Source organism: Halomicrococcus pelagicus, assembly GCF_050954125.1.
The window spans coordinates 15,141-38,248 of the sequence record NZ_JBPBWC010000008.1 but is presented as its reverse complement, the minus strand read 5'-3'; the positions used below and the strand labels follow the sequence as shown (position 1 = coordinate 38,248).

At 68.4% G+C, this 23,108-nt stretch carries 25 protein-coding genes; 12 read left to right on the top strand and 13 right to left on the bottom strand.

Annotation, left to right across the window (positions count from 1 at the left end; all coding sequences use genetic code 11):
* Position 1 precedes the first annotated feature (1 nt).
* The 4 genes from ACRYA2_RS15230 to ACRYA2_RS15215 all read right to left on the bottom strand — a co-directional run bounded on the left by ACRYA2_RS15230 (position 2) and on the right by ACRYA2_RS15215 (position 2,797).
* Complete coding sequence (locus ACRYA2_RS15230) at positions 2-151, bottom strand: DUF7512 family protein (RefSeq protein WP_433629822.1); 150 nt, start codon at positions 149-151, stop codon at positions 2-4.
* Positions 152-610: 459 nt separating this feature from the next.
* The gene (locus ACRYA2_RS15225) at positions 611-1,045 is read right to left on the bottom strand and encodes a DUF6691 family protein (RefSeq protein WP_433630253.1); all 435 of its coding nucleotides are present in this window, start codon (positions 1,043-1,045) and stop codon (positions 611-613) included.
* A 47-nt stretch (positions 1,046-1,092) separates the two neighbouring features.
* Entirely contained in the window at positions 1,093-1,587 is a 495-nt protein-coding gene (locus ACRYA2_RS15220; protein ID WP_433629820.1) for a YeeE/YedE family protein, read from the bottom strand.
* A 19-nt stretch (positions 1,588-1,606) separates the two neighbouring features.
* The gene (locus ACRYA2_RS15215; protein ID WP_433629817.1) at positions 1,607-2,797 is read right to left on the bottom strand and encodes an MBL fold metallo-hydrolase; all 1,191 of its coding nucleotides are present in this window, start codon (positions 2,795-2,797) and stop codon (positions 1,607-1,609) included.
* A gap of 287 nt (positions 2,798-3,084) precedes the next feature.
* Between ACRYA2_RS15215 and ACRYA2_RS15210 the strand changes: the two genes are divergently transcribed.
* From ACRYA2_RS15210 to ACRYA2_RS15200, 3 genes are all read left to right on the top strand, one after another.
* Complete coding sequence (locus ACRYA2_RS15210; protein ID WP_433629814.1) at positions 3,085-3,342, top strand: sulfurtransferase TusA family protein; 258 nt, start codon at positions 3,085-3,087, stop codon at positions 3,340-3,342.
* Positions 3,343-3,346: 4 nt separating this feature from the next.
* The gene (locus ACRYA2_RS15205; protein WP_433629811.1) at positions 3,347-3,949 is read left to right on the top strand and encodes a DsrE/DsrF/DrsH-like family protein; all 603 of its coding nucleotides are present in this window, start codon (positions 3,347-3,349) and stop codon (positions 3,947-3,949) included.
* Between the two features lie 95 nt (positions 3,950-4,044).
* Positions 4,045-5,304 (top strand): DUF2238 domain-containing protein, encoded by a 1,260-nt coding sequence (locus ACRYA2_RS15200; RefSeq protein WP_433629808.1) that lies wholly within the window; start codon positions 4,045-4,047, stop codon positions 5,302-5,304.
* Positions 5,305-5,363: 59 nt separating this feature from the next.
* Here the strand turns inward: ACRYA2_RS15200 and ACRYA2_RS15195 are convergent, their stop codons facing one another.
* On the bottom strand, positions 5,364-6,368 hold the full coding sequence (locus tag ACRYA2_RS15195; RefSeq protein ID WP_433629805.1) for an LLM class flavin-dependent oxidoreductase: 1,005 nt from the start codon (positions 6,366-6,368) through the stop codon (positions 5,364-5,366).
* A 125-nt stretch (positions 6,369-6,493) separates the two neighbouring features.
* Between ACRYA2_RS15195 and ACRYA2_RS15190 the strand changes: the two genes are divergently transcribed.
* Complete coding sequence (locus ACRYA2_RS15190) at positions 6,494-7,354, top strand: universal stress protein (RefSeq protein ID WP_433629803.1); 861 nt, start codon at positions 6,494-6,496, stop codon at positions 7,352-7,354.
* A gap of 18 nt (positions 7,355-7,372) precedes the next feature.
* Here ACRYA2_RS15190 and ACRYA2_RS15185 read toward each other — a convergent pair whose 3' ends face one another.
* Complete coding sequence (locus tag ACRYA2_RS15185; RefSeq protein WP_433629800.1) at positions 7,373-8,647, bottom strand: M24 family metallopeptidase; 1,275 nt, start codon at positions 8,645-8,647, stop codon at positions 7,373-7,375.
* 272 nt (positions 8,648-8,919) lie between these two features.
* Positions 8,920-9,153 carry a YMGG-like glycine zipper-containing protein gene (locus ACRYA2_RS15180; protein WP_433629797.1) on the bottom strand — a complete coding sequence of 78 codons (234 nt, stop codon included), beginning with the start codon at positions 9,151-9,153 and terminating at the stop codon, positions 8,920-8,922.
* A gap of 199 nt (positions 9,154-9,352) precedes the next feature.
* Here ACRYA2_RS15180 and ACRYA2_RS15175 point away from each other — a divergent pair, with 199 nt between their 5' ends.
* Positions 9,353-10,075, top strand: a complete 723-nt coding sequence (locus ACRYA2_RS15175) for an EthD domain-containing protein (RefSeq protein WP_433629794.1) — start codon at positions 9,353-9,355, stop codon at positions 10,073-10,075.
* Positions 10,076-10,163: 88 nt separating this feature from the next.
* Here the strand turns inward: ACRYA2_RS15175 and ACRYA2_RS15170 are convergent, their stop codons facing one another.
* Positions 10,164-10,502, bottom strand: a complete 339-nt coding sequence (locus ACRYA2_RS15170; RefSeq protein WP_433629791.1) for a DsrE family protein — start codon at positions 10,500-10,502, stop codon at positions 10,164-10,166.
* 249 nt (positions 10,503-10,751) lie between these two features.
* Between ACRYA2_RS15170 and ACRYA2_RS15165 the strand changes: the two genes are divergently transcribed.
* From ACRYA2_RS15165 to ACRYA2_RS15155, 3 genes are all read left to right on the top strand, one after another.
* A complete protein-coding gene (locus ACRYA2_RS15165) occupies positions 10,752-11,351 on the top strand; it encodes an HD domain-containing protein (RefSeq protein WP_433629788.1) in 600 nt (199 codons plus the stop codon).
* 54 nt (positions 11,352-11,405) lie between these two features.
* Positions 11,406-11,840 (top strand): dCTP deaminase/dUTPase family protein, encoded by a 435-nt coding sequence (locus ACRYA2_RS15160; RefSeq protein ID WP_433629785.1) that lies wholly within the window; start codon positions 11,406-11,408, stop codon positions 11,838-11,840.
* 67 nt (positions 11,841-11,907) lie between these two features.
* On the top strand, positions 11,908-12,636 hold the full coding sequence (locus tag ACRYA2_RS15155; RefSeq protein WP_433629783.1) for a class I SAM-dependent DNA methyltransferase: 729 nt from the start codon (positions 11,908-11,910) through the stop codon (positions 12,634-12,636).
* Here ACRYA2_RS15155 and ACRYA2_RS15150 read toward each other — a convergent pair.
* Both ACRYA2_RS15150 and ACRYA2_RS15145 read right to left on the bottom strand, forming a co-directional pair.
* Positions 12,622-13,248 (bottom strand): hypothetical protein, encoded by a 627-nt coding sequence (locus tag ACRYA2_RS15150; RefSeq protein ID WP_433629780.1) that lies wholly within the window; start codon positions 13,246-13,248, stop codon positions 12,622-12,624. The two genes, ACRYA2_RS15155 and ACRYA2_RS15150, sit on opposite strands and share 15 nt — an antisense overlap.
* Positions 13,249-13,293: 45 nt before the next feature.
* Entirely contained in the window at positions 13,294-14,262 is a 969-nt protein-coding gene (locus ACRYA2_RS15145; RefSeq protein ID WP_433629777.1) for an NAD-dependent epimerase/dehydratase family protein, read from the bottom strand.
* A 132-nt stretch (positions 14,263-14,394) separates the two neighbouring features.
* Between ACRYA2_RS15145 and ACRYA2_RS15140 the strand changes: the two genes are divergently transcribed.
* A complete protein-coding gene (locus tag ACRYA2_RS15140; protein ID WP_433629774.1) occupies positions 14,395-15,318 on the top strand; it encodes an LLM class oxidoreductase in 924 nt (307 codons plus the stop codon).
* Between the two features lie 13 nt (positions 15,319-15,331).
* On the opposite strand, the gene ACRYA2_RS15135 is transcribed toward ACRYA2_RS15140, so the two are convergent.
* Positions 15,332-15,781, bottom strand: coding sequence for a hypothetical protein (locus tag ACRYA2_RS15135; RefSeq protein ID WP_433629771.1), 450 nt, complete (start codon positions 15,779-15,781; stop codon positions 15,332-15,334).
* 90 nt (positions 15,782-15,871) lie between these two features.
* Between ACRYA2_RS15135 and ACRYA2_RS15130 the strand changes: the two genes are divergently transcribed.
* Positions 15,872-16,531, top strand: a complete 660-nt coding sequence (locus tag ACRYA2_RS15130) for an HAD family hydrolase (RefSeq protein WP_433629768.1) — start codon at positions 15,872-15,874, stop codon at positions 16,529-16,531.
* Between the two features lie 100 nt (positions 16,532-16,631).
* Here the strand turns inward: ACRYA2_RS15130 and ACRYA2_RS15125 are convergent, their stop codons facing one another.
* The gene (locus ACRYA2_RS15125) at positions 16,632-18,338 is read right to left on the bottom strand and encodes a thiamine pyrophosphate-binding protein (protein ID WP_433629765.1); all 1,707 of its coding nucleotides are present in this window, start codon (positions 18,336-18,338) and stop codon (positions 16,632-16,634) included.
* 147 nt (positions 18,339-18,485) lie between these two features.
* On the opposite strand from ACRYA2_RS15125, the gene ACRYA2_RS15120 reads away from it, so the two are divergent.
* Positions 18,486-19,043, top strand: coding sequence for a thioredoxin family protein (locus tag ACRYA2_RS15120; protein ID WP_433629762.1), 558 nt, complete (start codon positions 18,486-18,488; stop codon positions 19,041-19,043).
* 50 nt (positions 19,044-19,093) lie between these two features.
* Positions 19,094-22,093: an FAD-binding and (Fe-S)-binding domain-containing protein gene (locus tag ACRYA2_RS15115; RefSeq protein ID WP_433629759.1), complete on the top strand. Its 3,000-nt coding sequence runs from the start codon at positions 19,094-19,096 to the stop codon at positions 22,091-22,093.
* 22 nt (positions 22,094-22,115) lie between these two features.
* Here ACRYA2_RS15115 and ACRYA2_RS15110 read toward each other — a convergent pair whose 3' ends face one another.
* Complete coding sequence (locus tag ACRYA2_RS15110; protein ID WP_433629756.1) at positions 22,116-23,108, bottom strand: glutathione S-transferase family protein; 993 nt, start codon at positions 23,106-23,108, stop codon at positions 22,116-22,118.

Sequence of the window (23,108 nt, the reverse complement as noted above, 5' to 3'; positions counted from 1 at the left end):
GTCACTCACCACTCACCGCGTCGAGCAACTGCGGTCCGGCCACGCGCGAGAGCGCGCCGTACCCTACGTACAGTACCATCGCCTCGGCGAGGACGACGCCGACCGTCGCCACGGCCAGTGCGTTTCCGCTGAGGGATTCGATTCCGAGCATACTTACCGTCCACCGTCCGTGGTGCAGTTCGGTTGTGTGTGTATCATACTATTCTGCCTACTACCGGCTAATGGCCGGTAGGTAATAACGGTTTTGGGACTGCCGCACAATATCGATGGCGAGAGAACCGGGTCGCGAGGGAAACTCCGACCGGGAAGTGGACCGCCGGTCAGTCGACGGTCGCGGCGCCACCGTCGTTCCTCTGCAGCCGGCGAACGGGTGCGCGGTCCCGAGTGTGCGATATCGTTCGACCGGCGTCAGGGCGACGAACGGCTCCTCCAGTCGTCGACGCGGCAGTCGCTTTCCGGTGCCGCCTCGGCGGGGCGGGACGGCGGGCGATGCGTTGCCGTCACGGACGAGACGATAGGACCGGACCGCCAACAATGGTCGTGATTGTATCGTGCAATATAATCGCGAGAGCGGACCGTAAAAACGAGAGCGGTAAACGCGAGAAGAGGATCAGTCGGCGGTCGACGTCGGCGCGTTCGCTTCCGCGCGGCGTTTGCGCCAGAGCCCCTGGGCGTACGCGCCGATGAACATCCCGGCGACGCCGAGCAGCATGGGGTAGTTCCCGATGCCGACGCTGGCGTAGGCCGACCCGGGACAGATGCCCGAGACGCCCCACCCGACGCCGAAGATGGCGCCGCCCACCAGGACGTTCCTGTCGAACGACTTCAGGCGACGAGTGTACGTATCGCCGGTGAGGGGCGCGCTGTCGAGGAACCGGGTCGCCACCGCGAACGTCGTTCCGGTGACGACCGCCGCGCCGCCCATCACGAACAGGAGGCCGAGGTCCTGCAACTGCAGGAAGTTCAGCACGACCTCCGGGCGGGCCATGTGGCTGTAACCGAGACCGAACCCGAACAGCAGTCCACCAGCCACGATGAGGAGCATGAACACGAGACCGCGTCCGCTCTCCTCGTCGCTTCGCGACTCGGGGCTCACGGCGACACCCCCAGTGCCTGCACGAGGTTCGCCGTCCCGATGGCCACCGCCATGAACGTGACGACGTTGCTTATCGAGGTGAACGACGCCGACCCGACGCCACAGACGCCGTGACCGGACGTACAGCCCTTCCCGATGCGGGTGCCGACGCCGACGAGGACGCCCCCGCCGAGCAGACGCCACCACTGCACGTCGGTCACCCACGGCTCACCGTGGAAGGCGAACTGGTAGACCGCCGCGCCGGCCACGATGCTGAGCGTGAAGACGACGCGCCAGTCCCGGGAGGCGACGTACTTCGGCTTGCCGAACCGGGGAACGTCCGAGACGTACGATAACGTCGATTCGAGGAACGTACTCGCCCCGGCGATGATTCCCGACCCGAGATAGATGACTGCGACACCGAGGCCAATGAGGAGGCCACCGATGGCGTAGTGGGAAATCCCGTTCGGGAACAACTCTGCGAACGTCAGCGCTGGCAGTACACCTGTCATAGTTGGAATCCGATGCCAATCAGTCGCTCGTCATGGCGTCCTGACTGGCGGCGCAGTTGTTCGGTCCGAGTTCGAGTTCGAACGCCTCGTCGTCGCTGGCGTCCCGCTGGCCGAGGTTCGTCGCGATGATGTCCTCGTAGTTGGCGGGTCGCGGCGGCATGTCCGAGAGGATGAACTCGACGAACTCGTCGCGGTCCATCGAGAGCGCGTCCATCGACGCCTCGAGTTCGCCGACGGTGGCCGTGTAGGTGCCATCGTCGGCCTGGTCGGCGGCGTCGCTGAAGTGCGCCGGCGCGACGACGGCGTCGTCCGGCAGCGAGAGGACGCGGTCCTGGAGCGTGTCGTACAGCATCCCGGCGGCGTCGGGCGCGCCCTCGTCGCCCTCTTCGAGGTCGGGCCGAGCGACGCTCTCCGTGAACAGGCCGTCGCCCGTGAAGAGGACGTCCCCCACGCGATAGGAGGTCATACCAGTAGTGTGGCCCGGCGTGTGGATAACTTCGACGGTTGCGGCTCCGACCGCCAGTTCCTCGCCGTCCTCCACCGTGCGGTAGTCGGCGTCGTAATCGACGCCGCGACCCTCGGCGGGAGCGGGGATGACCGCCTCGGCGTCGGTCTTCCGGCCGAGTTCGCGGACGCCGCTGACGTGGTCGGCGTGGACGTGCGTGTCGATCGCGTACGTGAGGTCCGCGCCGTACTCCTCGGCGTCGGCGACGTACTCGTCTGCGAACTCTCTGAGCGGGTCGACGACCGCGGCCTCACCGTCGTCGACGACGAGGTAGCTCAGGCAACCGCTGGAGGGGCGCTGGTACTGGACGACCGTCGCGTCGGCGTCGCTCTCTATCTCCGCGCGCTCGTAGATGCGCGCCCAGCCGTTCATCCCCTCAGCGAGGTGGTTCACGTCGTAGTCGCGCTCGGCCAGGAGCCCGGCGACGTACTCGCTGGAGCCGCCCTTGGCGCAGAGGACCGTTATCTCCTCGTCCTCTGGGAGGTCCGCGAACAGTTCGTCGTCGGGGTCGTCGCCGAGCAGGTTGAAGTACGGAACGTTGACCGTCTCGACGTTCTCCCCCTCTATCTTCCACTCCTCGTGCTCGTTTTCCGCTCGAACGTCGAAGAGCGTCACGTCCTCGCCCGCGTCGATGCGGGACTTCAGCTGCTCGGGCGTGATCGACTCGACCTCGACGTCCGGGGTCGGAAACTCAGGTTCGTTCATGTGCACTTCCATCTACCGGACGGAGACACATAAGGGTTTGCATAGTATTTTGCAATACATACAATACCCTTAGCTGATATCGGCGTCCTCTTCTCCCTCGACGTCTTCTACTAGTTGAAACTCGCGCGTAGACGTGCTCTCGGTCGCTCTCGTGGCACGGCCTCTGAGAGGAGCTCCAACATCATCGGAGATGGTATTTCGCGTTCGACCCACGAACCAACACACTTTTAACCGAAGGAGCGGTATTGTTCGCTAAGCCCAATACGAACCACGGGTGATTACCAACAATGAGTACGGAATTCAACGTCACGGAGACGCTCGACGTGAAAGGACTCGGCTGCCCGATGCCCGTCGTCAAGACCAAGCAGTCCATCGACTCGCTCGACGAGGACGGAGTGCTGGAGGTCGTCGCGACGGACTCCGGCAGCATGAGCGACATCAAGGGCTGGGCGAACACGACCGACGGCGTCGAGCTCCTCGACCAGAAGGAGAACGACGAGGGCGGCGAGACCGTCTACCGCCACTACGTCCGGAAGACGGAGTGAGCCCATGAGCACGGACACGCCAGACCCGAACGAATCGACGGACGCTCCCGGTAGCGACGCCGACGCCATCGACGAGTCGGCCCTCCTGGAGCGGATAGACGAACTCGAACGAGAGCTGTCGGACCTCAGGAGCGAGGTGGGCGAGGGGCAGAAGAAGATGACCATCATCGCCACCAAGGGGACGCTCGACATGGCGTACCCGCCGCTCATCCTCGCCAGCACCGCCGCGGCCTTCGGCTGGGACGTCGTCGTCTTCCACACGTTCTGGGGACTCGACATCCTCCACGAGGAGAAGTCGAAGGAACTCAAACTCAGCGCGGTGGGCAACCCGAGCATGCCGATGCCGAACGCGGTCGCCGCGCTCCCGTTCATGGACTCCATGGCGACGAGGATGATGGAGCGCAAGATAGACGAGAACGGGACGGCGACCATCGAGGAGCTCGTCGACCTCTCGCTGGAGAGCGGCGTCGAACTCCAGGCCTGCCAGATGACGATGGACCTGATGGACTACGACGACGCCGACCTCTACGACGGCGTCGTCTCCGACGTCGGCGCGGCCACCGCGCTCGAACACATGGCCGACGCCGACATCCAGCTGCTCGTCTGACGACTCCCCTCGATTTCTCCGCGGTTATCGCCTCTTTTCGCGCCCGCACCGCCAGGGCCGCCTCCGTTTTACGGCAGCCCCGCGTAGGCGTTCGCATGTCCTCGAGAACCGGCCAGGGTATCGTCGCGCGGCGACGTAACGCGGTCGCCGCGTGGCTGCTGGTCGCCTGTCTCGCCGCCGCGACCCTGGCGAGCGCCAGCGCCGGTGACCTCCTCTGGGCCGGGTTCGGCGTCGCGGCCATCGCGGTCGTCGTCGTGCCGAGCGTCGCGTACCGGCAGTGGACCGCCGCGCTCCCATGGGAGGTCCTCGCCTTCGTTGTCCTCCCGTTCGCCGGCCAGCCGCTCGGACTCCTCCCCCGGTCGGCCGCGACGTTCCTCGTCGTCCCCGCGCTGGCGCTCGCCATCGTGGTCGAGTTCGACGCCTTCACCGCCGTCGAGATGTCGCCCGGATTCGCCGTCCTCTTCGCGGTCACGACGACGATGGCGACGGCCGGCGCGTGGGCGGTCGTCCAGTGGGTCGCGGACCTCACGCTCGGCACGCAGAACCTCACCGGACTCCGCCAGGTGATGTGGTCGCTGGTCGCAGCGACCGGAGCGGGAGTCGTCGCCGGCGCCCTCTTCACCGCCTACTTCCGACGGGTCGACGCACAGCGTCTCGGCTTCCGCACCGGCGAGTCGCGCGAGCGAGCCGCACCGCCACGGACGTCGGACCGGTCGTCCGGACGTCGCCTCCAGCTGTCGGACCGCCGCCAGCAGCAACTCGTCCGCGCGTTCCAGCTCGCGCTGGTCGCTGTCCTGTTCGTCGGCGTCGCGCGTGCGAGCGTGGGAATCGTGGTCAACGCCGGCGTCGCGCTCGTCCTGCTGGAGCTGCCGGGGGTGCTCGAACGAAACTACCGGCTCCCCATCGACACCGGACTGCTGCTGTGGATCGTCGTCCCCGTCTTCCTCCACGCCATCGGGACGGTGGGGCTGTACCAGTCCATCGGCCTGTGGGACCAGCTCACCCACGCCATGTCTGCGTCGCTGGTCGCCGCGGCGGGCTACACGACGGTTCGGGCGTTCGACGTCCACTACGAGGACGTCTACCTCCCGCAGAAGTTCGTGGCCGCGTTCATCCTCCTCTTCACGCTCGCGTTCGGCGTCCTCTGGGAGCTGCTGGAGTTCGCACTCGACGGCCTCGCGTCGTCGACTGGCACCGAGAGCGTCCTGGCGCAGTACAGCCTCGCGAACACGATGCTCGACCTCGTCTTCGACACCGTCGGCGGCGTCGTCGTCGCCCTCTGGGGTGCCGCCCACCTCTCGGACGTCTCCCAGACGCTCGCCGCGCGACTGACCGCCGAACGAGGGTCGGAGTGACCCGTAGGAGAAGCCGTCGGACAGCGGAAACGGTGGACTGCTACGCGAGCCGAGACGCCTCAGCGCACCAGCGGCGCTACCTCGTCGCCGAGGCGCTCGATGCACTCGACCATCGCGTCGGTGCCGATGCCGGGGTGGTACGTGCGGAAGACGAAGTGGACGTCGTCGCCCAGGGCCTCGCGGTACGCGTCGAGTTCGTCGGCGACCTGTTCGGGCGTCCCGAAGATAGCCTGCTCTCGTAGCTCCCGCTTGCGGTCGTCGGCGAGTTCCTCGACCGTCTCGCCGGAGAAGATTTCGGCGTAGCGGCGCTGGATGTAGAAGTAGCCGGGCTTCATCGTCTCCCACGCGTCCTTGCGGGAGTCTCCGACGAACCCGTGCTGGAGGACGTACACGTCGAAGTCGTCGTCGAGACCCTCTCGCTCGCGGACGTCGCGGATGTCCTCGACGCGCTTGCGGACGCCCTCGACGGAGAGCGCGGAGGGTGCACACCACGCGTCGGCCTCCCGCGCCGCGCGACGCACCGCCGGTTTCGCCGACCCGCCGAACAGCACCGGTACGTCCGACTCGGGCTTCGGCGTCACCGTCACGTCCGGCGACACGTCGTGGAACTCCGCGTCGTAGTCGAGCGGACCGTCGGACCACGCGGCCCGCAGGACGTTCGTCGTGTCCCGCAGGCGCTCGACGCGCTCCTCGCGCGGGACGCCGAACGCCTCGAACTCCGCGGGGTTCGAACCGATGGCCAGCCCCAGCGTGAGCCGACCGTCCGCGAGCAGGTCGACCGTCGCGGCGTCCTCCGCGAGACGCACCGGGTCGTACAGCGGCGCGAGCGCGATGCAGGTCCCGATTTCCACGTCGTCGGTACGGGCCGCCAGCGCACCCAGCGACGGCATCGTGGCGGGGAGGTAACCGTCCTCCGCGAAGTGGTGTTCGGACACCCAGGCGCTGTCGAGGCCGGCGTCGTCGATGGCCTCGCCGAGTTCCAGCATCTCGTCGTAGATGGCGCTCGTCGAACGGTCGTCGTCCGGGCGGCGCTGGCAGGTGAACAGTCCCGTGCCGAGTTGCATGCTCGAACCGTCGGAGGGCCTGACCTTAACGATTGATGAAACGAGGGGTGCGGGCGACCCGCCGTCGCGAGTACCGTCCGGGAAAACCTCTTACTCCAGCCGCGTCAACGTCCGACGACGGAACCATGTACGACGACCTCCTCGTACCGGTGGACCAGAGCGCCGGAGCGACGACCGCCCTGGAGCACGCCCAGGAGATAGCGGAACGGTTCGGGTCCACGGTCCACGTCCTGAACGTCGCGAACACCAACCGCGACAGCGTGACCGTCGTCGGGAGCGAGGTCGTGGACGCGCTGGAGCACGAGGGCGAAGACGTCGTCGAGGAGGTGGCGACCGACCTCCGCGACGCCGGCATCGACTGCCGGACCGAGGTGCTCCAGGGCGACCCCGCCGCGACCATCGCCGACTACGCCGAATCGCAGAACTTCGACCTCGTGGTGATGCCCACGCACGGCCGCAGCGGCCTGTCCCGGTACCTCCTCGGGAGCGTGACCGAGAAGGTGGTTCGGCTCTCGCCCGTTCCGGTCCTCACGGTCCGGATGGAGGAGGCCCGGACCTCGTTCCCCTACGAGAACGTCCTGCTCCCGACCGACGGGAGCGAGGCCGCGACGCAGGCGGTGGGGCAAGCGACCGACATCGCGGCCGAACTCGACGCGACCCTCCACGTCCTCTCGGTGGTCGGGGAGCCGTCGCTCGGCCTCGACGTTCGCTCGCAGGTCTCGGACGCGGACCTTCGCGAGGCGGCCGAGGAAACCGTCTCGAACGCCGCTGAGACGGCCACAGACGGCGGCGTCGAGCGCGTAGTAGAGCACGTCGAACGGGGCGACCCCGCCCGGGTCATCGACGCCTACGCCGAGGAGAACGACGTGAACCTCGTGGTGATGGGGACCACCGGACGACGCGAGATCGACCGCATCCTCCTCGGCGGCGTGACCGAGAAGGTGCTCCGGTCGTCGCCGGTCCCGGTCATGACGGTGCGGAAGTAGCCCGTCTTGTCCTCGCGGTCAGTGGTCGATTCGCGTTATCTCCTCGACGGGCCACTGGCTCAGAATCTCGACGCCGTTCTCCCGGACGACGACCATCTCCTCGACGCGAACCCCCTGGTTCTCGGCGGGTTCCATCGTCTCGACGGCCATCGTCATCCCCTCCTCTATCTCGATGGGGTGGTCGGGCGAGAGACCGCGCCATATCAGCGGCACCTCGTACAGTTGCAGGCCGAGGCCGTGCGCCCAGTGGTTGGTCGTCATCTGCCAGTGCTCGTCGGCGTCGTACCAGTCGGCGTGCTCGCCCTCCATGTCCGGGAAGCCCTCCGCTATCTCGTCCGTGGTCGCGCCGGGTTCGATGCGTTCGAGCACGTCGTAGAGGTTGTCCCGGGCCGTCTCGTAGGCGTCTCGCTGCGCCCGGGTCGGCTCGCCGACCGAGAAGGTGCGGTAGTAACAGGAGCGATAGCCCATGAAGCCGATGTTGTAGAAGTCGGCGTAGACGAGGTCGCCGGGGCGGACGATGCGGTCGGTCGTGTTGGCCTGGTGTTTCGGCCAGGTGTTCGGACCGGAGGTGAGATAGCCGCCCTGGACCATCGCGCCGAGTCGCCAGAGTTCCCTCGTCGCGTCGCCCCAGATTTCCGACTCGCGCTTGCCGGGTTTCGCGCTCTCGGTGATGGCCTGGAAGCCGGCCTCGCAGATGGCGGCGACCATCCGCAGGCACTCTATCTCGTCGCAGGTCTTGACCTTCCGGGCGTCCTCCATCGCCTGCGCGCACTCGCCCGGGCGGACGTCGACGCCCCGCTCCTCGAACTTCGAGACGAGGTGGGCGTTGCCCACGTCGATGCCCATCGGCTCCTTGTGAACGCCGTACTCCTCCATCGCCCCCACGACGAGGTCAGCCATCTTGCCCTTCAGCCAGTCCCTGGCCGAGTCGCGCCCAGACGCGCGGGGAACGTTGCCGAGGCCCGGCGCGGCGTACCGGATGTCGTCCAGCCACGGACAGTTGAAGCGCTGGTTGCTCGCGTGGTCGGCGGTGTCCCAGTGGACGACGTCGCCGTCCTCCGTGAGCAGCGTGTAGTGGTCCGCGCCGGACCCGCCGGTCATGGCCAGCCCCGTCACGTAGCGGACGTTCGGGTCGTCGATGAGGAGCATGCTTCCCAGACCCTGCTCGCGCATCTTCTCCAGGGCGCGCTCCTTGCGTCGTTCGCGCAGGCGCTGGAAGTTTATCCGCTCCTCCCAGTCGACGCCCATGGTCCCGCGCGTACCCTCCATGAAGTCACGCTGGTAGAATCCCATGTCCGGCGCTACTCCGAGGCGAGTAATGAAAGTAGGTGATACTTCTCGACGGCGGCGGTCGTCTCACCTGGCGAGCGTTCGGACGCGCCAGAACGTCGGCGACGGTCGATGCGTCGGGCGCCGGCACGACGCGAACGACGGTCGGCGCGACGGGAGGACCGTCACGGATTCGAGCGGGGTTCCGAGAACGGAGTCGAATCGCCCGCTACGTCGGCTACGGGACCCTCGGAGAGTCCCTCGAACGCCCGGCGACCGGAACCGTCGAGCGGCGGTTACTCCGTGCGTTCTCTCACCCGTTCGAGTGTTGGCTGCTCTCTCACCTGTTCGAGCTTTGACTGGGCCGTCGTTCGCGTCTCGCCGACCACGGCACCGACGAAGGCACCGATGGCACCGCCGGTGCTCGCGGCGTTTCGACTGAACAGGCCACCGACGGCGGCGCCGATTGCTCCACCGATGGCGGCGTGGCGAGCGCGGTTCACTGCGCGTTTGAAGCGGTGAAAGCGCATACGTACACCTTGGTCGTCCGTACAGATAAAGCCACTCGCGGATTTACGCGCTCGTTTCTCCCCGTATCGACCCGTTCCGGTCGCGCTCGCCCCTTCGAATCGCGACGTTCGCGTCGTCCGACCGGGGATTTCCCGGTGGCGTCCGGCGGCGGAGCCGTCTCCGTGTGGTTTTATGACCATTCCGGCTGACACTGCAACCATGTACAAGCACGTCGCCCTGCTCGTCCGGCAGGAAGGGACGAGTCACGAGGAGTTCGTCGACCACTGGCAGAACGAACACACTCCCATCGCCCGCGACATCGAGGGCGTCGTCCGGTACCAGACCGTCCTTCCCACCGACCCCGAGAACGCCGAGTTCGACGGACTGGCGGAGCTCTACTTCGAGGACCTCGCGGACCTCCACGACGCACTCGGGTCGCCCGGGTCGCGGGACTACGACCCGACGAAGGAGGTCGCGGCGAAGGCCCGCGAGGACGTGGACAACTTCCTCGACGTGGAGCGTCGCCCCCGGTTCATCGGCGAGGAGATCGTCCAGAAGGACGAGGTCGACGGCGACACCGACGGCCTCTACAAGCACTCGGCGTTCCTCGTTCGACAGGAGGACATGACCCACGAGGAGTTCGTCGACCACTGGCAGAACGAACACACTCCCATCGCCCGCGACATCGAGGGCGTCGTCCGGTACGCGACCGTCCTCCCCACCGACCCCGAGAACGCCGAGTTCGACGGCGTCGCCGAACTGTACTTCGAGGACCTCGACAAACTGTACGACGCGCTGGGTAGCGAGGGGTCGCGGGACTACGACCCCGACAAGGGGAAGGCGAAGGAGGCCCGCGAGGACGTGGACAACTTCCTCGCCGTCGACGAGCGACCGCGGTTCATCGGACGGGAGCGCCTGGTGAAAGACGAGACCGGCGAGTAGCCACCGCTCGTCGCAGGCGTCCTTGCGGCCCGGGCGACGGCGACCGTCGGTCCGGCACCACCGCCTGAAAAGGAGAGTCGGAGTCCCGTTACGGGCGGACGTAGGCGTAGCCGTCGTCCTGGAGCCGCGTCAGTTCGGCCGCGCCCGAGGAGACGGTCTCGACGCCGTCGACGAGGTCGGACTCCTCCAGGTCTTCGAGGTCGAGCGTGTTGCTACACGCCTTGAACGAGATACCCGCGTCCAGCAGCGACTCGACGACGTCGCTGTGCGTGCCGCCCTTCGTCAGCGGCTCGATACCGTTCGCCTGCGCGACGACCGCGATGTCGTTCATGTCGACCGTCTCGTCCTTCGAGAGGTTCTCCGCGATGGTCAGGCCGGTCTTCTGCTGGTCCTCGTCGCCCGCGATGAGGTGGAATACGGTTTTCATACGTGGGAAGGTGGGCCCGGTCGCGCAAGTGAGTGCTGGCCGCGACAGCGAGGGGCCGGTCGAAACCGGTCGACGTCGGCGGGGACGGCACGGGAGGCCGGGGACCGAGCGATGGAGTCGACGAATCCGCCCGTGGGAGCGTCGCGGACACCTCTTCGACGCCCTCCGGTGCCGACGCCGGGAGCGGAACCGGCCCGCGAGGGCGGTAAGTCACGAACCATTACGTACCAGCGCGCCGACCGGACGACCATGAACGACGACCCGGACTATGAGACGCAGATTCGAGAGGCGTTTCCGGAACTTGACGACATCCAGGACGACGGCCTCCGTGAGAAGGTGGTCGAGGCGTGGGTGCTCGGCCTCGAACGCGGCGGCTGGCGGGACATCCGGGACGTTCCCTACGCCTGGAACATCCACGAGGTGACGAACGTCGAGCACGTCCGCGGGGTCACCCGCATCGCCCAGCGCAGCGCCGAGGAGCAGCGCGAGTTCCACGGCGCCGACCCGGACGAGGACGTGGTCGTCGCCGCCTGCCTGCTCCACGACGTCGGGAAGTGCTACGAGTACGTCGACCACGTCGACGACGAGACGCTGCTCGACCCGGACCCGACGTACGCCACGGAGGAGGTGCCCCACTCGCTGTCGGGGTACGCGCTCGCCCACGAGGTCGGCTGTCCGCTCGCCGTCCAGCGCGCCATCCCCCACTTCCTCGGCGAGGTGCCCAAACGCACCCTGGAGGCGGAACTCGTCAAGAGCGCCAACTCCGCGAGTTCGAACGCCATCACCCAGTCCGCGATGGGCATCACGCTCCAGGAGTGGGTCGAACAGTACAGCCAGACGAGCGACTGACACGAACCCCAGAGAGGGGAGAGGCTTTTCACCGTGGCTCCCGCCGTACCAGGTATGCGACCGAGCGACCTGACGACCCTCGTCGACGGCCTACTCCACGACGAGACGCAAGTGACCGAGCGCGGTCTGGACCTCACGGTGAACGAGGTCTACGTCGTCGACGACGCCGGCCGCGTCGACTTCGGCGGCGGAGAACTCGAGGACGCGACCCTCTCGCCCCACGAGAAGCAGTGGCGAAACGAGGACGACGACTACCAGTGGTGGCGTCTCGACGGCGGTCAGTATCTCGTCGAGTACAACGAGAGCCTGCGGGTGGACCGGCCGCTGCAGGTCCAGACGCGGGACGAACTGCTCGCCCGCGGCGCGTTCCACCCCAGCCTCCGGGTGACGTCGCTGGACCGCGTCCCGCTCGCGGTCCCCCCGGGCGGCCTCCGACTGAAGGAAAACGCGCGCGTCTCCACGCTGCTGCCGCCGGAAGACGACGAGTGAGCGGAGAACGGCAGACCGACCTGTTCGACTGTCCATCTTTATCGCGGGCTGTCACGAAGAGGGGAGCGTGAGCGAAGCACTCTACGCCGACCGTCCGGACGTGTACGACGCGCTGTACGCAGACAAGGAGTACGACGCGGAGGTCGAGTTCGTCGTCGAACAGTTCGAAGCCGAGGGGAACGGCGGCGACCGCGCGCTGGTCGTCGGCTGTGGCACCGGCGAGCACGGCAAGCGACTCCGCGAACGCGGGTTCGAGGTGACGGGCGTGGACCGCTACGAGGCGATGGTCGAGCGCGCGCGAACGAAGTCCGACGCGGAGTTCCGCGTCGGTCGGCTGCCGGACCTGCCGGTCGACGACGAGTTCGACCTCGTCTTCCTCCCGTTCACCGTCGTCGACCACCTCCCGCCGGAGGCGTTCGCGCCGAGCCTGCGGTCGCTCGCCGACGCGCTGGCCGACGACGGCCTCCTGGTCTTCGACACGATGGGCGAGCGACCGCCGGAGCCGACGGCGCTGCAACTGTACACGTACGACCGGCCGGAGGGAACCTACGCCCGCCTCGTCCAGAAACGTCCGTTCGGCGACCGGCGGGTCCGCTGGGACTCGCTCGTGGTCACGCCCGACGGCGACGTCTTCGCCGACGTCCACGACCTGACGGACTACGACCGGGCGGTCGTGGTCGGCGCGCTGGAGGTGCTGGGGCTGTCGGTCGAGACGTTCGGCTGGTACGGCGATACCGAACAGGAGGGGTACGACGCGACCGTCTTCGTGGCGAGCGCGGGCTCAGGTTCCCGGTAACACGTCGCCGAGCGACGCACCGACCGCCATGACGATGGCGGTCACCGTCACTTGCCCGGCCGCTATCCAGGGCGTCGTCCACTCGACACGACCCCAGAGGGTCATCAGCCCGAGCGCCATCCCGCCGGCGACGAGCAGGATGCTGACCAGCCGAACGGGGACGACGCCGAGTATCAGGTCCTCCGGAAACCGTCGGAACTCGACGGCGTGGAGGATGCCGAGCACGAGCGTGACGCCGAACGCGACCGTCAGCGCGAGCAGCGGCGGCTGTCGGCCGATGAACCGTCCGATGGTCAGCGTCCCGTCCTCGACGACCATCGGGACGCCGAAGACGAAGCTCCCGACCATCGCCTCACCGACGTCGCGCGAGTCGAAGGTGTCCCTGAGTCGGCCGATGGTGCCCCGAGGGTGCGCCCGGCGGAGTACCCGCATCGTCTCCCGGACCTGCTGCAGTTCCTCGTCGGCGTCGACGAGTTCCTCCAGCTGTTCGAGTTCGTCGAACACGTCGTCGATGTCCGGTTCGGGGTCGGCGTCGACCGACGCCCGGTCCCGCCTGTCGTCCGCCGACGGGCCGTCTCCCGGCGCGTCGGCCGCTCGCTGGTCGCTGCTCACGGGCGACGAAAGTACCGGTCGCGATAAAGGTCTGGCGTCGTGGCGCTACCCGAGCGGTTCCAGCCCGCGTTCCTCGCGCAGGACGTCGATGTACTTCCGGAAGCCGCTCTCGAGGTCGTACTCCGGCTCGTAGCCCATGTCCTCCTGGATGGCCGTCATGTCGAGCTTCTGGGTCCACGGCAGCTCGCCCTCGTCGCTCACGTCGAGGTCGGCGTCGGGGACGATGTCGCGGACCGTCTCGACCGCCTCGCGGATGGTGGCCACGGTGCCGCGGGCGTTGTAGACGCGCCGGCTCAGGTCGTCGTCGGGCGTGAACGCCGCGAGGCGGAACGCCTGCGCGATGTCCTCGACGTGCTGCCAGTCGATGACCTGGTCGCCGTACTCGACACTGAACGACTCGCCGAGCGCGGGTTTCTCGACGATGTTTGCGAGGAACGCCGACCCGCCGGTCTCGCGGTACGGGCCGTAGGCGACGGTGGGGCGCAGGGCGACGTGGCTCACGTCGTGGTCCTCGAAGTACACCTTCGCCTGGTGTTCGTTGAACTCCTTGGTCGCGCCGTACAGCGTGTCGGGGTAGACGAGGTCGTCCTCGGTCACCCAGTCGTCGTCGTAGTTCGCCGGCGGCGCGAACGCGGCGGCCGAGGAGGCCCACGCGACGCGCTCGACCTGGTCGTCCAGGGTGCGCGCCGCCTCGAAGACGTTGTTCGTCCCCTGGACGTTCACGTCGATGGCCGACCGGGGGTTCTCACGGGCGGTGTTGGTCAACAGCGCCGCGAGGTGGACGATGCGGGTCGCGCCCGTCTCCCTGACGGCCCGGAACACGTCCGTCGGGTCGCTGATGTCGCCGCGTCGCACCTCGACGTCGTCGGCGACTCCGAGCTTTTTGAGGATTCGCGCGTCCGTCGAGAGGTCGTAGGCGACCACGTCGTGGCCCCGGTCGAGAAACTCCTCGGCCACGTACGACCCGATGAAGCCTGTCCCGCCCGTCACCAGCACCGTTTCGGTGTCGGTCATGACGGGCTGAAGTCCGTCCGGCGTGTTAAAAAATGTGTACAATACGACTCGCCGAGATAGCGCCGACGAACCGCGAGCGCGGCCATCGCCGAAGCCGCTGGTTTCTCCCCGGCGGCGTCCGTACCGTCGACGATGCCCGACCACGAGAACCGCGGCTTCCGGCGGCTGTTCGACGGCGACCTCTCTGTCGGCCTGTTCTTCCCCATCACGTCCTCGACGGAGGACGTACCGCCGATGGAGGACCAGGTCGAACTGGCGCGGTACGCCAGCGAACTGGGGTTCGACGCGCTCTGGTTCCGCGACGTCCCGACCTACTGGCCGAAGTTCGGCGACGCCGGGCAGGTGTACGACCCCTGGGTCTACCTCTCGCACGTCGCCGCCCACACCGACGACATCGCGCTCGCGACCGGCAGCGTCGTCCTCCCGCTGCGCCACCCCCTCCACGTCGCGAAGTCGGCGGCGTCGGTCGACCGGCTCTCGGACGGACGGCTGGTCCTCGGGGTGGCCAGCGGCGACCGGCCGCCCGAGTTCCCCGCGTTCGGCGTCGAGCAGGACGAGCGCGGCGAACTGTTCCGCGATAGCGTCCGCGTCCTCCGGACGGTCTGGTCCGAGGAGTTCCCCGAGGTGGACTCGTCGTTCGGGACGATGGACGGGCGACTCGACGTGGTGCCGAAACCGACGACCGAGACGCTGCCGCTGCTCGTCACCGGCAACGCCCGCCAGTCGGTCGAGTGGATCGGCGAGCACGGCGACGGCTGGCTCCACTACCAGCTACCGCTGAACACGGTCGAGAGCGTCGTCGCGGACTGGCGGGCGGCGACCAACGAAGAGAAGCCGTTCGCCCAGGCGATGCGCGTCGACCTGCGAGCCGATCCCGCCGCCGGGATGGAGCACGTCCACCAGGGGTTCGCCGCGGGGAGCGAGTGGTTCGTCGACCACCTCCGGGCGCTCTCGGAGCGCGGCGTCGACCACCTGGCCGTCACTGTCCGGGGAACCGACCGCGACGTCCGGACGGTCTTGGAGGAGTTCGCCGACGACGTGATGGCCGAGGTGTAGCGGTCGGTCGCGGCTACGCCGACTCCGCGACGAGGAGGTACGAGAGGACCACCGCGAGCGCGACCTCCGACGCGATGGCGAGGAACTCGACCGGTCCGGCGAAGAGGTGGTCCAGCAGGAAGGGGACGAGCGGGCCGCGGTGGTACGTACCGGACCCGACGGTGAGCGGTCGGTGACCACGGAGATGCCACCAGAAGTAGCCGACGACGTACCCGACCATCAGGAGGATGCCGCCGAGATACAGGGGACGGCGATGTCGGCCCTGCGCGGCGAGCAGGAGACCGGCGACCAGCGCGAGGCCGGAGACGACGAACAGCGGCCATCGGAGGTCGCGCGGAAAGAGGAAACCGGCGCTCGCCCACCGGACCCAGTTGAAGACGCCGAGCGTGAGGTGGACGACCGCGACGACGACGGCGAGGTGGGCCGCGACGAGGTGTGCGGGCGACGGTAGCTCCGAATCCATCGGTCGAACGAGGGGCGGACGTGTCAAGTAATTCGCGGTCCGCCGCGAGCGGACTGAAAAGCTTATCACCCCGACACCCCACCACGTAATATGAGCTACGATACCGTCGTCTTCGACAACGACGGTGTCCTCGTCGGTCGAACCAGCTTCGACGTCTTGCGGAAAGCCACGGAGGAGACGTTCGCGCAGTTCGGTGTGACCGACCCGGACCCCGACCACGTAGAGAACATGACCGTCGGAACGACCCCCAGACAGGTCGACGTCGTCTGCGACGAGTACGACCTCGACCGGGAGACGTTCTGGCGCACGCTCGACCGCACGTCCTCGCTGGCCCAGCAGGAGGAGGCCCGCGCGGGACGGAAGACTCCATACGGAGACATCGACACGCTGGCCGACCTCGACGCCGCGATGGGAATCGTCAGTTCGAACCAGCAGCAGACGGTCGACTTCCTCCTCGACCACTTCGACTACACGAGCATGTTCGGCACGGCCTACGGCCGCGAGGCGACCGTCAAGAGCCTCGACCGCCGAAAGCCGAACTCCTACTACATCGACTGCGCGCTGGCCGACCTCGACGCGGACTCCGCGCTGTTCGTCGGCGACAACGAGTCGGACGTCAGGGCCGCCGAGAACGCCGGCATCGACTCGGCGTTCATCCGTCGCCCCCACCGCCGCAATTGGGACCTCAACGTCTGGCCCACCTGGGAGATAGAGTCGCTGGACGACCTCCACAGCATCTGTAGCGCCTGAGACGGTCCCGAATCTCGCCCCTCACGGTTCCGCCAAGCGGCGAACCCGGTACGAGGAGCGACGCCTGTGGGGTGAGGGCGAAGCGAGCGACCTTCCCCCGCTACTCGTGTAGCCCGCCGACCGCCTCGTAGAACGACGACTGCAACTGCTCGGCCATCTCCTCCTCGCGGTCGATGCGCACGTCGACGACGAACGGCACCTCGCTCTCCCGGCCCGCCGCAAGCGCGTCGGCGAGTTCGTCGGGCGAGACGGCGCGGGTACCGTCCGCGCCGAACCCCTCCGCGACCGTCACGAAGTCGGTGTCGTGGAACTCCACGCCGGCGATGTCGTCCTGGCCCTCCTGCATCTGGCGGACCATCCCGAGACTGGTGTCGTTGAGCACGACGAACGTGGGTGCAACGCCCTGCTCGACGGCAATCTCAACGCTCGTCATCGTCATCGTGAACCCGCCGTCGCCCGCGACGCCGATGACGTCCTTGTCGGTCGAGATGGCGGCGCTGACGGCCGCCGGGGTCGCCCACCCCATCCCGCCGACGCCGCCCGAGCCGAAGTACGTGCGCGTGGCGGGGGTCTGGAGGTAGTTCAGCAGCCAGAAGCGGTTGTTGCCGGAGTCGGCCGTGACGATGGTGTCCTCGTCGACGACCGCCTCGATCTCCTTCACCGCGCGCTGGGGCTTGATGGGCGCGGCGTCGCTCTCGCAGTTCGGCGCGTGGAACGAGTCGCGGGCCGTCGCCGCCCGGTCGCGCGCCCAGTCGTTGCCGGCGTCTGCCCCGCCCGCCGCGTCGGCGAGCGCCCGCAGGCTCTCTTTCGCGTCGCCGACGAGACCCACGTCCGCGGGGTACACCCAGCCGGCGTTGCGGGTGTCGACGTCGGCGTGGACGATGGTCTGCTCGTCCGGTCGGATGAAGTCCGGGGCCTGCCAGTTGGTGTCCATCGGGTTCATACGACAGCCGACGACGAGCAGCGCGTCGGCCTCGCTGACCACCCGGTTCGCGCCCTCGTGCCCGAACGAGCCGATGACGCCCGCCGCGAGGTCGTGGGTCTCGGGGAACGTCGACTTTCCGAGATACGACGTGGCGACCGCGGCGTCGTACGTCTCCGCGACCGCTTCGAGGTCGTCGTAGGCTCCGGCGGCGTGGACGCCGTTGCCCGCGATTATCACGGGGCGGTCGGCGTCGGCGAGCGCCGCGACCGCCGCGTCGACGTCGCGGTCGGTGGGTTTCGACTCCCAGTTTCGCACCTGCTCGTCGGCGTTCCAGACCGGCGGAATCGGGTCCTCCGGAACCTCCTCGGTGATGGCGTCGCCGTCGAAGATGACCGCCGTGGGGCCGGGGCGGCCCGCCGTCGCGTGCTTGAACGCCAGCTGGACGCTCCGCAGCGTCTCGGTCGGCGACCGCGGGAACCAGTGTTCCTTCGTCACGCCGTCCAGGATCTTCGGGAGGTCGAGACCGCCGTAGTCGCCGCGCGACTGCTGGTATGGCGCGAGCGTCGAGTAGTCGCCGCGCTCGCTCGCCTCCGTCAGGACGACCATCGGCGACGACGCGAGGCGGGCCTCCATCTGACCGATGGTGCCGAGACTCCCTATCCAGGGGCCCTGACCGGCGAGTACCGCGGGCTCGCCGTGGAGGCGGCCGTACATCTCGGCCATGACGCTGCCCTCCCGCTCGTCGCGGGGTCGGACGACCGACACGTCCGACTCGGGCAGTTCGTCCAGCAGTTCGATGACGCGACCGCCGGGGTAGCCGAAGACGTACTCGACGCCCAGCGTCTCGAGGATGTCGACGACCCGTTCGGCGGTGCTCGTCACGCTCTGCCCCCCGTTTTCGTCCGAACCGCGGTGGCTTCTCTCACACCCGGCCCCACGCCCGGTCGGTTCGTTAGTGTTTCCCTCCCGTCTCGCCGTCGACATCTCCGGCGGCGAACTTCTTTGGTGTCGGCGGCCGAAGCGACGGACATGGTCGCAAAAGAGTCCGAAGAGACCCTCGAACGCGGAGAGCCGGTACCGAACGTCGAGCTTCCGGGCACCGACGGGGAGACGTACACCCTCAGGGACTTCGCGGACCACGACGCGGTCCTGCTCGTGTTCACCTGCAACCACTGCCCGTACGCCCAGGCGAAGATGGACCTCCTGAACGACGTCGCCGACGAGTACGACGACGTCGCGGTCGTCGGCGTCAACCCCAACGACGCCGAGGAGTACCCCGAGGACTCCTTCGAGACGATGGTCGAGTGGGTCGAGGAGGGTCGCATACGGTACGACGCCTACCTGCGGGACGAGAGCCAGACTGCCGCGGAGGCGTACGGCGCGGTCTGTACCCCCGACCCGTTCCTGCTCCGGAACGAGGGCGACACGTTCACGCTGGCGTACCACGGTCGGCTGGATGACGCGCTCAACCCCGACGACGAACCCACCGAGTTCTACGTCCGCGACGCCATCGACGCCGTGCTCGCCGGCGAGGAGGTCGACCTCGAGTTCCTGCCGTCGCGGGGCTGTTCCATCAAGTGGAAGTGACCGTCTCGTCCGGCCCCGGTTTTATTGTTCCGTGCCTGTTCCTCACTGGCATGGCCACCCCGGACGACGCCCCCGACTTCGAACAGTACCGCGACTCGCTGGGCCACGACCGGCCGGACGAGTCGCCCGAACTCGCGGCCGACCTGCGCGACGCCGTCGACGGCGAGGTACGGTTCGACGAGTACACCCAGGTGCTGTACGCGACCGACGGAAGCGTCTACCAGGCGCGACCGGCGGGCGTCGTCTTCCCCCGGAACGCCGCGGACGTGCAGGCCGCCGTGCGCGTCGCGACCGACCACGACGCCCCGGTGCTGCCCCGCGGCGCGGGGTCGTCGCTCGCGGGACAGGCGGTCGGCCCGGGCTGTGTCGTCCTCGACTGCTCGCGCCACATGGACGCCATCCGCGACGTCGACCCCAACGCCCGCCGCGCGGTGGTCGAACCGGGCGTCGTCCAGGACGACTTGGACGACCACCTCGCACAGTGGGGGCTGAAGTTCGCGCCCGACCCCGCCTCCTCGAACCGCGCGACCGTCGGCGGCGGTATCGGCAACAACTCGACGGGCGCACACTCGGTCCGGTACGGCATCACCGACGCCTACGTCGCCGGCCTCGACGTAGTGCTCGCCGACGGGTCGCTGATCTCCACCCGCGAGGTCGTCCTCGACTCGGCGGAGTGGGACGACATCGTCGGGAGGGACGACCGCGAGGCCGAACTCTACCGGACGGTCCGGGCGCTCGTCGAGGACAACCACGAGGAGATAGACCGCCGGTATCCCGAACTCAAACGCAGCGTCTCCGGCTACAACCTCCAGAAGGTCGTCTACGAACGCGAGGACGGCGAGCGCTGCATCGACCTCTCGAAGCTGTTCGTCGGCGCGGAGGGGACGCTGGGCGTCGTCGTCGCGGCGACGCTCGACCTCGTCACGCGCCCGGAGGAGACGGCGCTCGCGGTGTACTGCTACGACGACCTGCTCGACGCGCTCGAAGCCGTTCCCGAGGCGCTCGAACTGGCCCCCAGCGCCGTCGAACTGATGGACGACGAGGTGGTCCGTCTGGCCAGTGAGTCGACGGAGTACGCCGCCTACGCCGAGCCGATTCCCGCGGACGCCGCGGCGGTCCTGATGGTGGAGTTCGACTCCGAACTGCACGACGACTTCGCCGACGCCGTCTCGGGGGCGAACGCGCAACTGCTCGACGACGGACCGGCGTTCGACGCCCTGACCGCGTACGACCCCGACGAGCAGGCGAAGCTCTGGAAGCTCCGGAAGGCCGCCATCCCGCTGCTGATGAGCATGGAGGGCGACCCGAAGCCGTACCCCTTCATCGAGGACGCCTCCGTCCCGCCCGACGAGCTCGCCGACTACGCCCGCGAGTTCCGGGCGATACTGGACGACCACGGCACCTCGGCCGCCTTCTTCGCCCACGCCGGCAGCGGAACCCTGCACATCCGGCCCGTGCTGAACCTCAAGGAGGAGGCGGGCGTGGAGACGATGCACGCCATCGCGGAGGACGTCACCTCGCTGGTGCTGGAGCACCGCGGCGCGTTCTCCGGCGAGCACGGCGACGGCCTCGCCCGCACCGAGTTCAACCCGAAGCTGTACGGCCCGGAGCTGTGGTCGGCGTTCAAGGAGCTGAAGTCGGCGTTCGACCCGGACTGGCGGCTGAACCCCGGGAAGGTGGTCTTCCGCGACGACGCGGATGGGCCGACCGACATGCGCGAGCACCTGCGGTACGGTCCCGAGTACTCGTCGCTCGAACCCGGGACGGTCCAGGACTTCTCCGACGAGGGCGGCTTCTCGCACCTCGTCGAACTCTGCAACGGCTGTGGCACCTGCCGACAGACCGACAGCGAGACGATGTGTCCCTCCTACCGTGGCATGCAGGACGAGATGACGACCACGCGCGGCCGGGCGAACCTGCTCAGGGCGGCCATCGGCGGCGACCTCCCCGCCGACGAACTGTTCACGGAGCGCTTCCAGCGCGAGGTGCTCGACCTCTGTCTCGGCTGCAAGGGATGCGCGAGCGACTGTCCGACCGGCGTCGACCTCGCGAAGCTGAAGGCCGAGGTCAAACACGAACACCACCGCCGCAACGGGGCCGGCCTCCGCGAGCGCGCGTTCGCGAACGCGGACCGCCTCGCCGCCCTCGGGAGCGCGCTCGCCCCCGTCTCGAACTGGCTCGCCACCCTGCCCGGGTCCGACCGCCTCGGGGAGCGGTTCGGCGTCGCGTCGAGCCGCGACCTCCCTCCCTTCCGGCGGGAGACGCTGACCGACTGGTTCGACGCCCGCGGCCCCCGCGTCCCCGCGAGCGAGGCCGACGAGCGCGTCCTGCTGTTCCCCGACACCTACACGAACTACAGCTATCCCGGCCCCGGCAAGGCGGCCGTCCGCGTGCTGGAGGCCGCGGGCGTCCACGTGCGGGTGCCCGACGACCTCGCGCCGAGCGGTCGGGCGGCCTACTCGGAGGGCTTCCTCGACCTGGCCCGCGAGCGCGCCGAGGCGAACGTCGCGGCGCTCGCCCCCCGCGTCGCCGACGGCTGGTCGGTCGTCTTCGTCGAACCCTCCGACGCCGCCGTCTTCCAGGACGAGTACCGCGACCTGCTCTCCGGCGCGGCGGTCGAGCGCGTCGCCGACGCCGCGTTCGGCGTCTGCGAGTTCCTCGACCGCAAGCGACTGGACGACGGCCTCGCGTTCGGCAACACCGACGAGTCGCTCGCCTACCACGGCCACTGCAATCAGAAGGCGCTGGGCCGGGACCACCACGCGGTCGGCGTCCTCCGTTGTGCGGGCTACGCGGTCGACCCCCTCGACTCGGGCTGTTGCGGCATGGCCGGTAGCTTCGGTTACCGCGTCGAGAACGACGACCTCTCGCGGGCCATCGGGCGCATCCTCTTCGAGAAGGTCGGGGAGAGCGACGCCGCGACGGTGGTCGCGCCCGGCGCGTCCTGCCGGACGCAACTCGCCGAACGCGACGGAGGGGGCCGGCCCCCGACGCCCATCGAGAAGGTCGCGACGGCGCTGGAGGAACCGGCGGAGACCGACGGCGACTGACTCCCGGGCGAGCGCGTCGACGTTATCGCTGGAGCGCCTCGGGCGGTCCGCCGGGAAGTCGGTCGCGGTCGTGGGGAGCCTCGAAGTCGAGGTCGGGGCCCACGGCCACGATATGCTTCGGATTGAGGTCGGCGTGGCTCCGGTAGTAGTGCTCTTTGATGTGGTCGAGGTTCACCGTCTCGGCGACGCCCGGCAGCTGGTACAGCTCCTTCAGGAAGTTCCAGAGGTTCGGGTAGTCGACGACGCGTCGCCGGTTGCATTTGAAGTGGGTGTGGTACACCGCGTCGAAGCGGACGAGCGTGACGAACATGGCGAAGTCCGCCTCGGTCAACACCGGTCCGCAGAGGTAGCGCTGGTCGTCGAGGACCGCCTCCCAGTGGTCGAGCGCGTCGAAGAGGTCGGCCACCGCCGCCTCGTAGGCCGACTGGGTTCCGGCGAATCCGGCGCGGTAGACGCCGTTGTTGATGGGGCCGTAGACCGCGTCGATGGTCTCGTCGACCGCCTCGCGGTACCCCTCCGGGTAGAAGCTTACGTTGCGGGCGGCGACGTCGTCGAACGCGGTGTCGAACATCCGCATTATCTCCTCGGACTCGTTGTTGACGATGGTCTCGCGCTCGGTGTCCCAGAGTACGGGCACCGTCACCCGGCCCGTGAACTCGGGGGCGGCGGCGGTGTACACCTCGCGGAGGTACTCCGCGCCGTTGATTCGGTCGGCGGTACAGCCGAGTCGCTCGGGCGAGAACTCCCAGCCGTCGTTCTCGCGATAGGGGTCGACGACGGACACGGAGATGGCGTCCTCCAGCCCCTTCAGCGCCCGGGTGAGCAGCGTCCGGTGCGCCCACGGACAGGCGTGGGAGACGTAGAGGTGGTACCGGCCGGCCTCCGCGGGGAACTCGGCGTCCGGGTCGTCCTCGACCCAGTCCCGGAACGAGGTCTCCTGACGGTCGAACTCCCCCTCCTCGTCGGTCGTCTCGTACGCGTCGGTCCGCCACTCCCCCTCGACGAGCATGTTCAT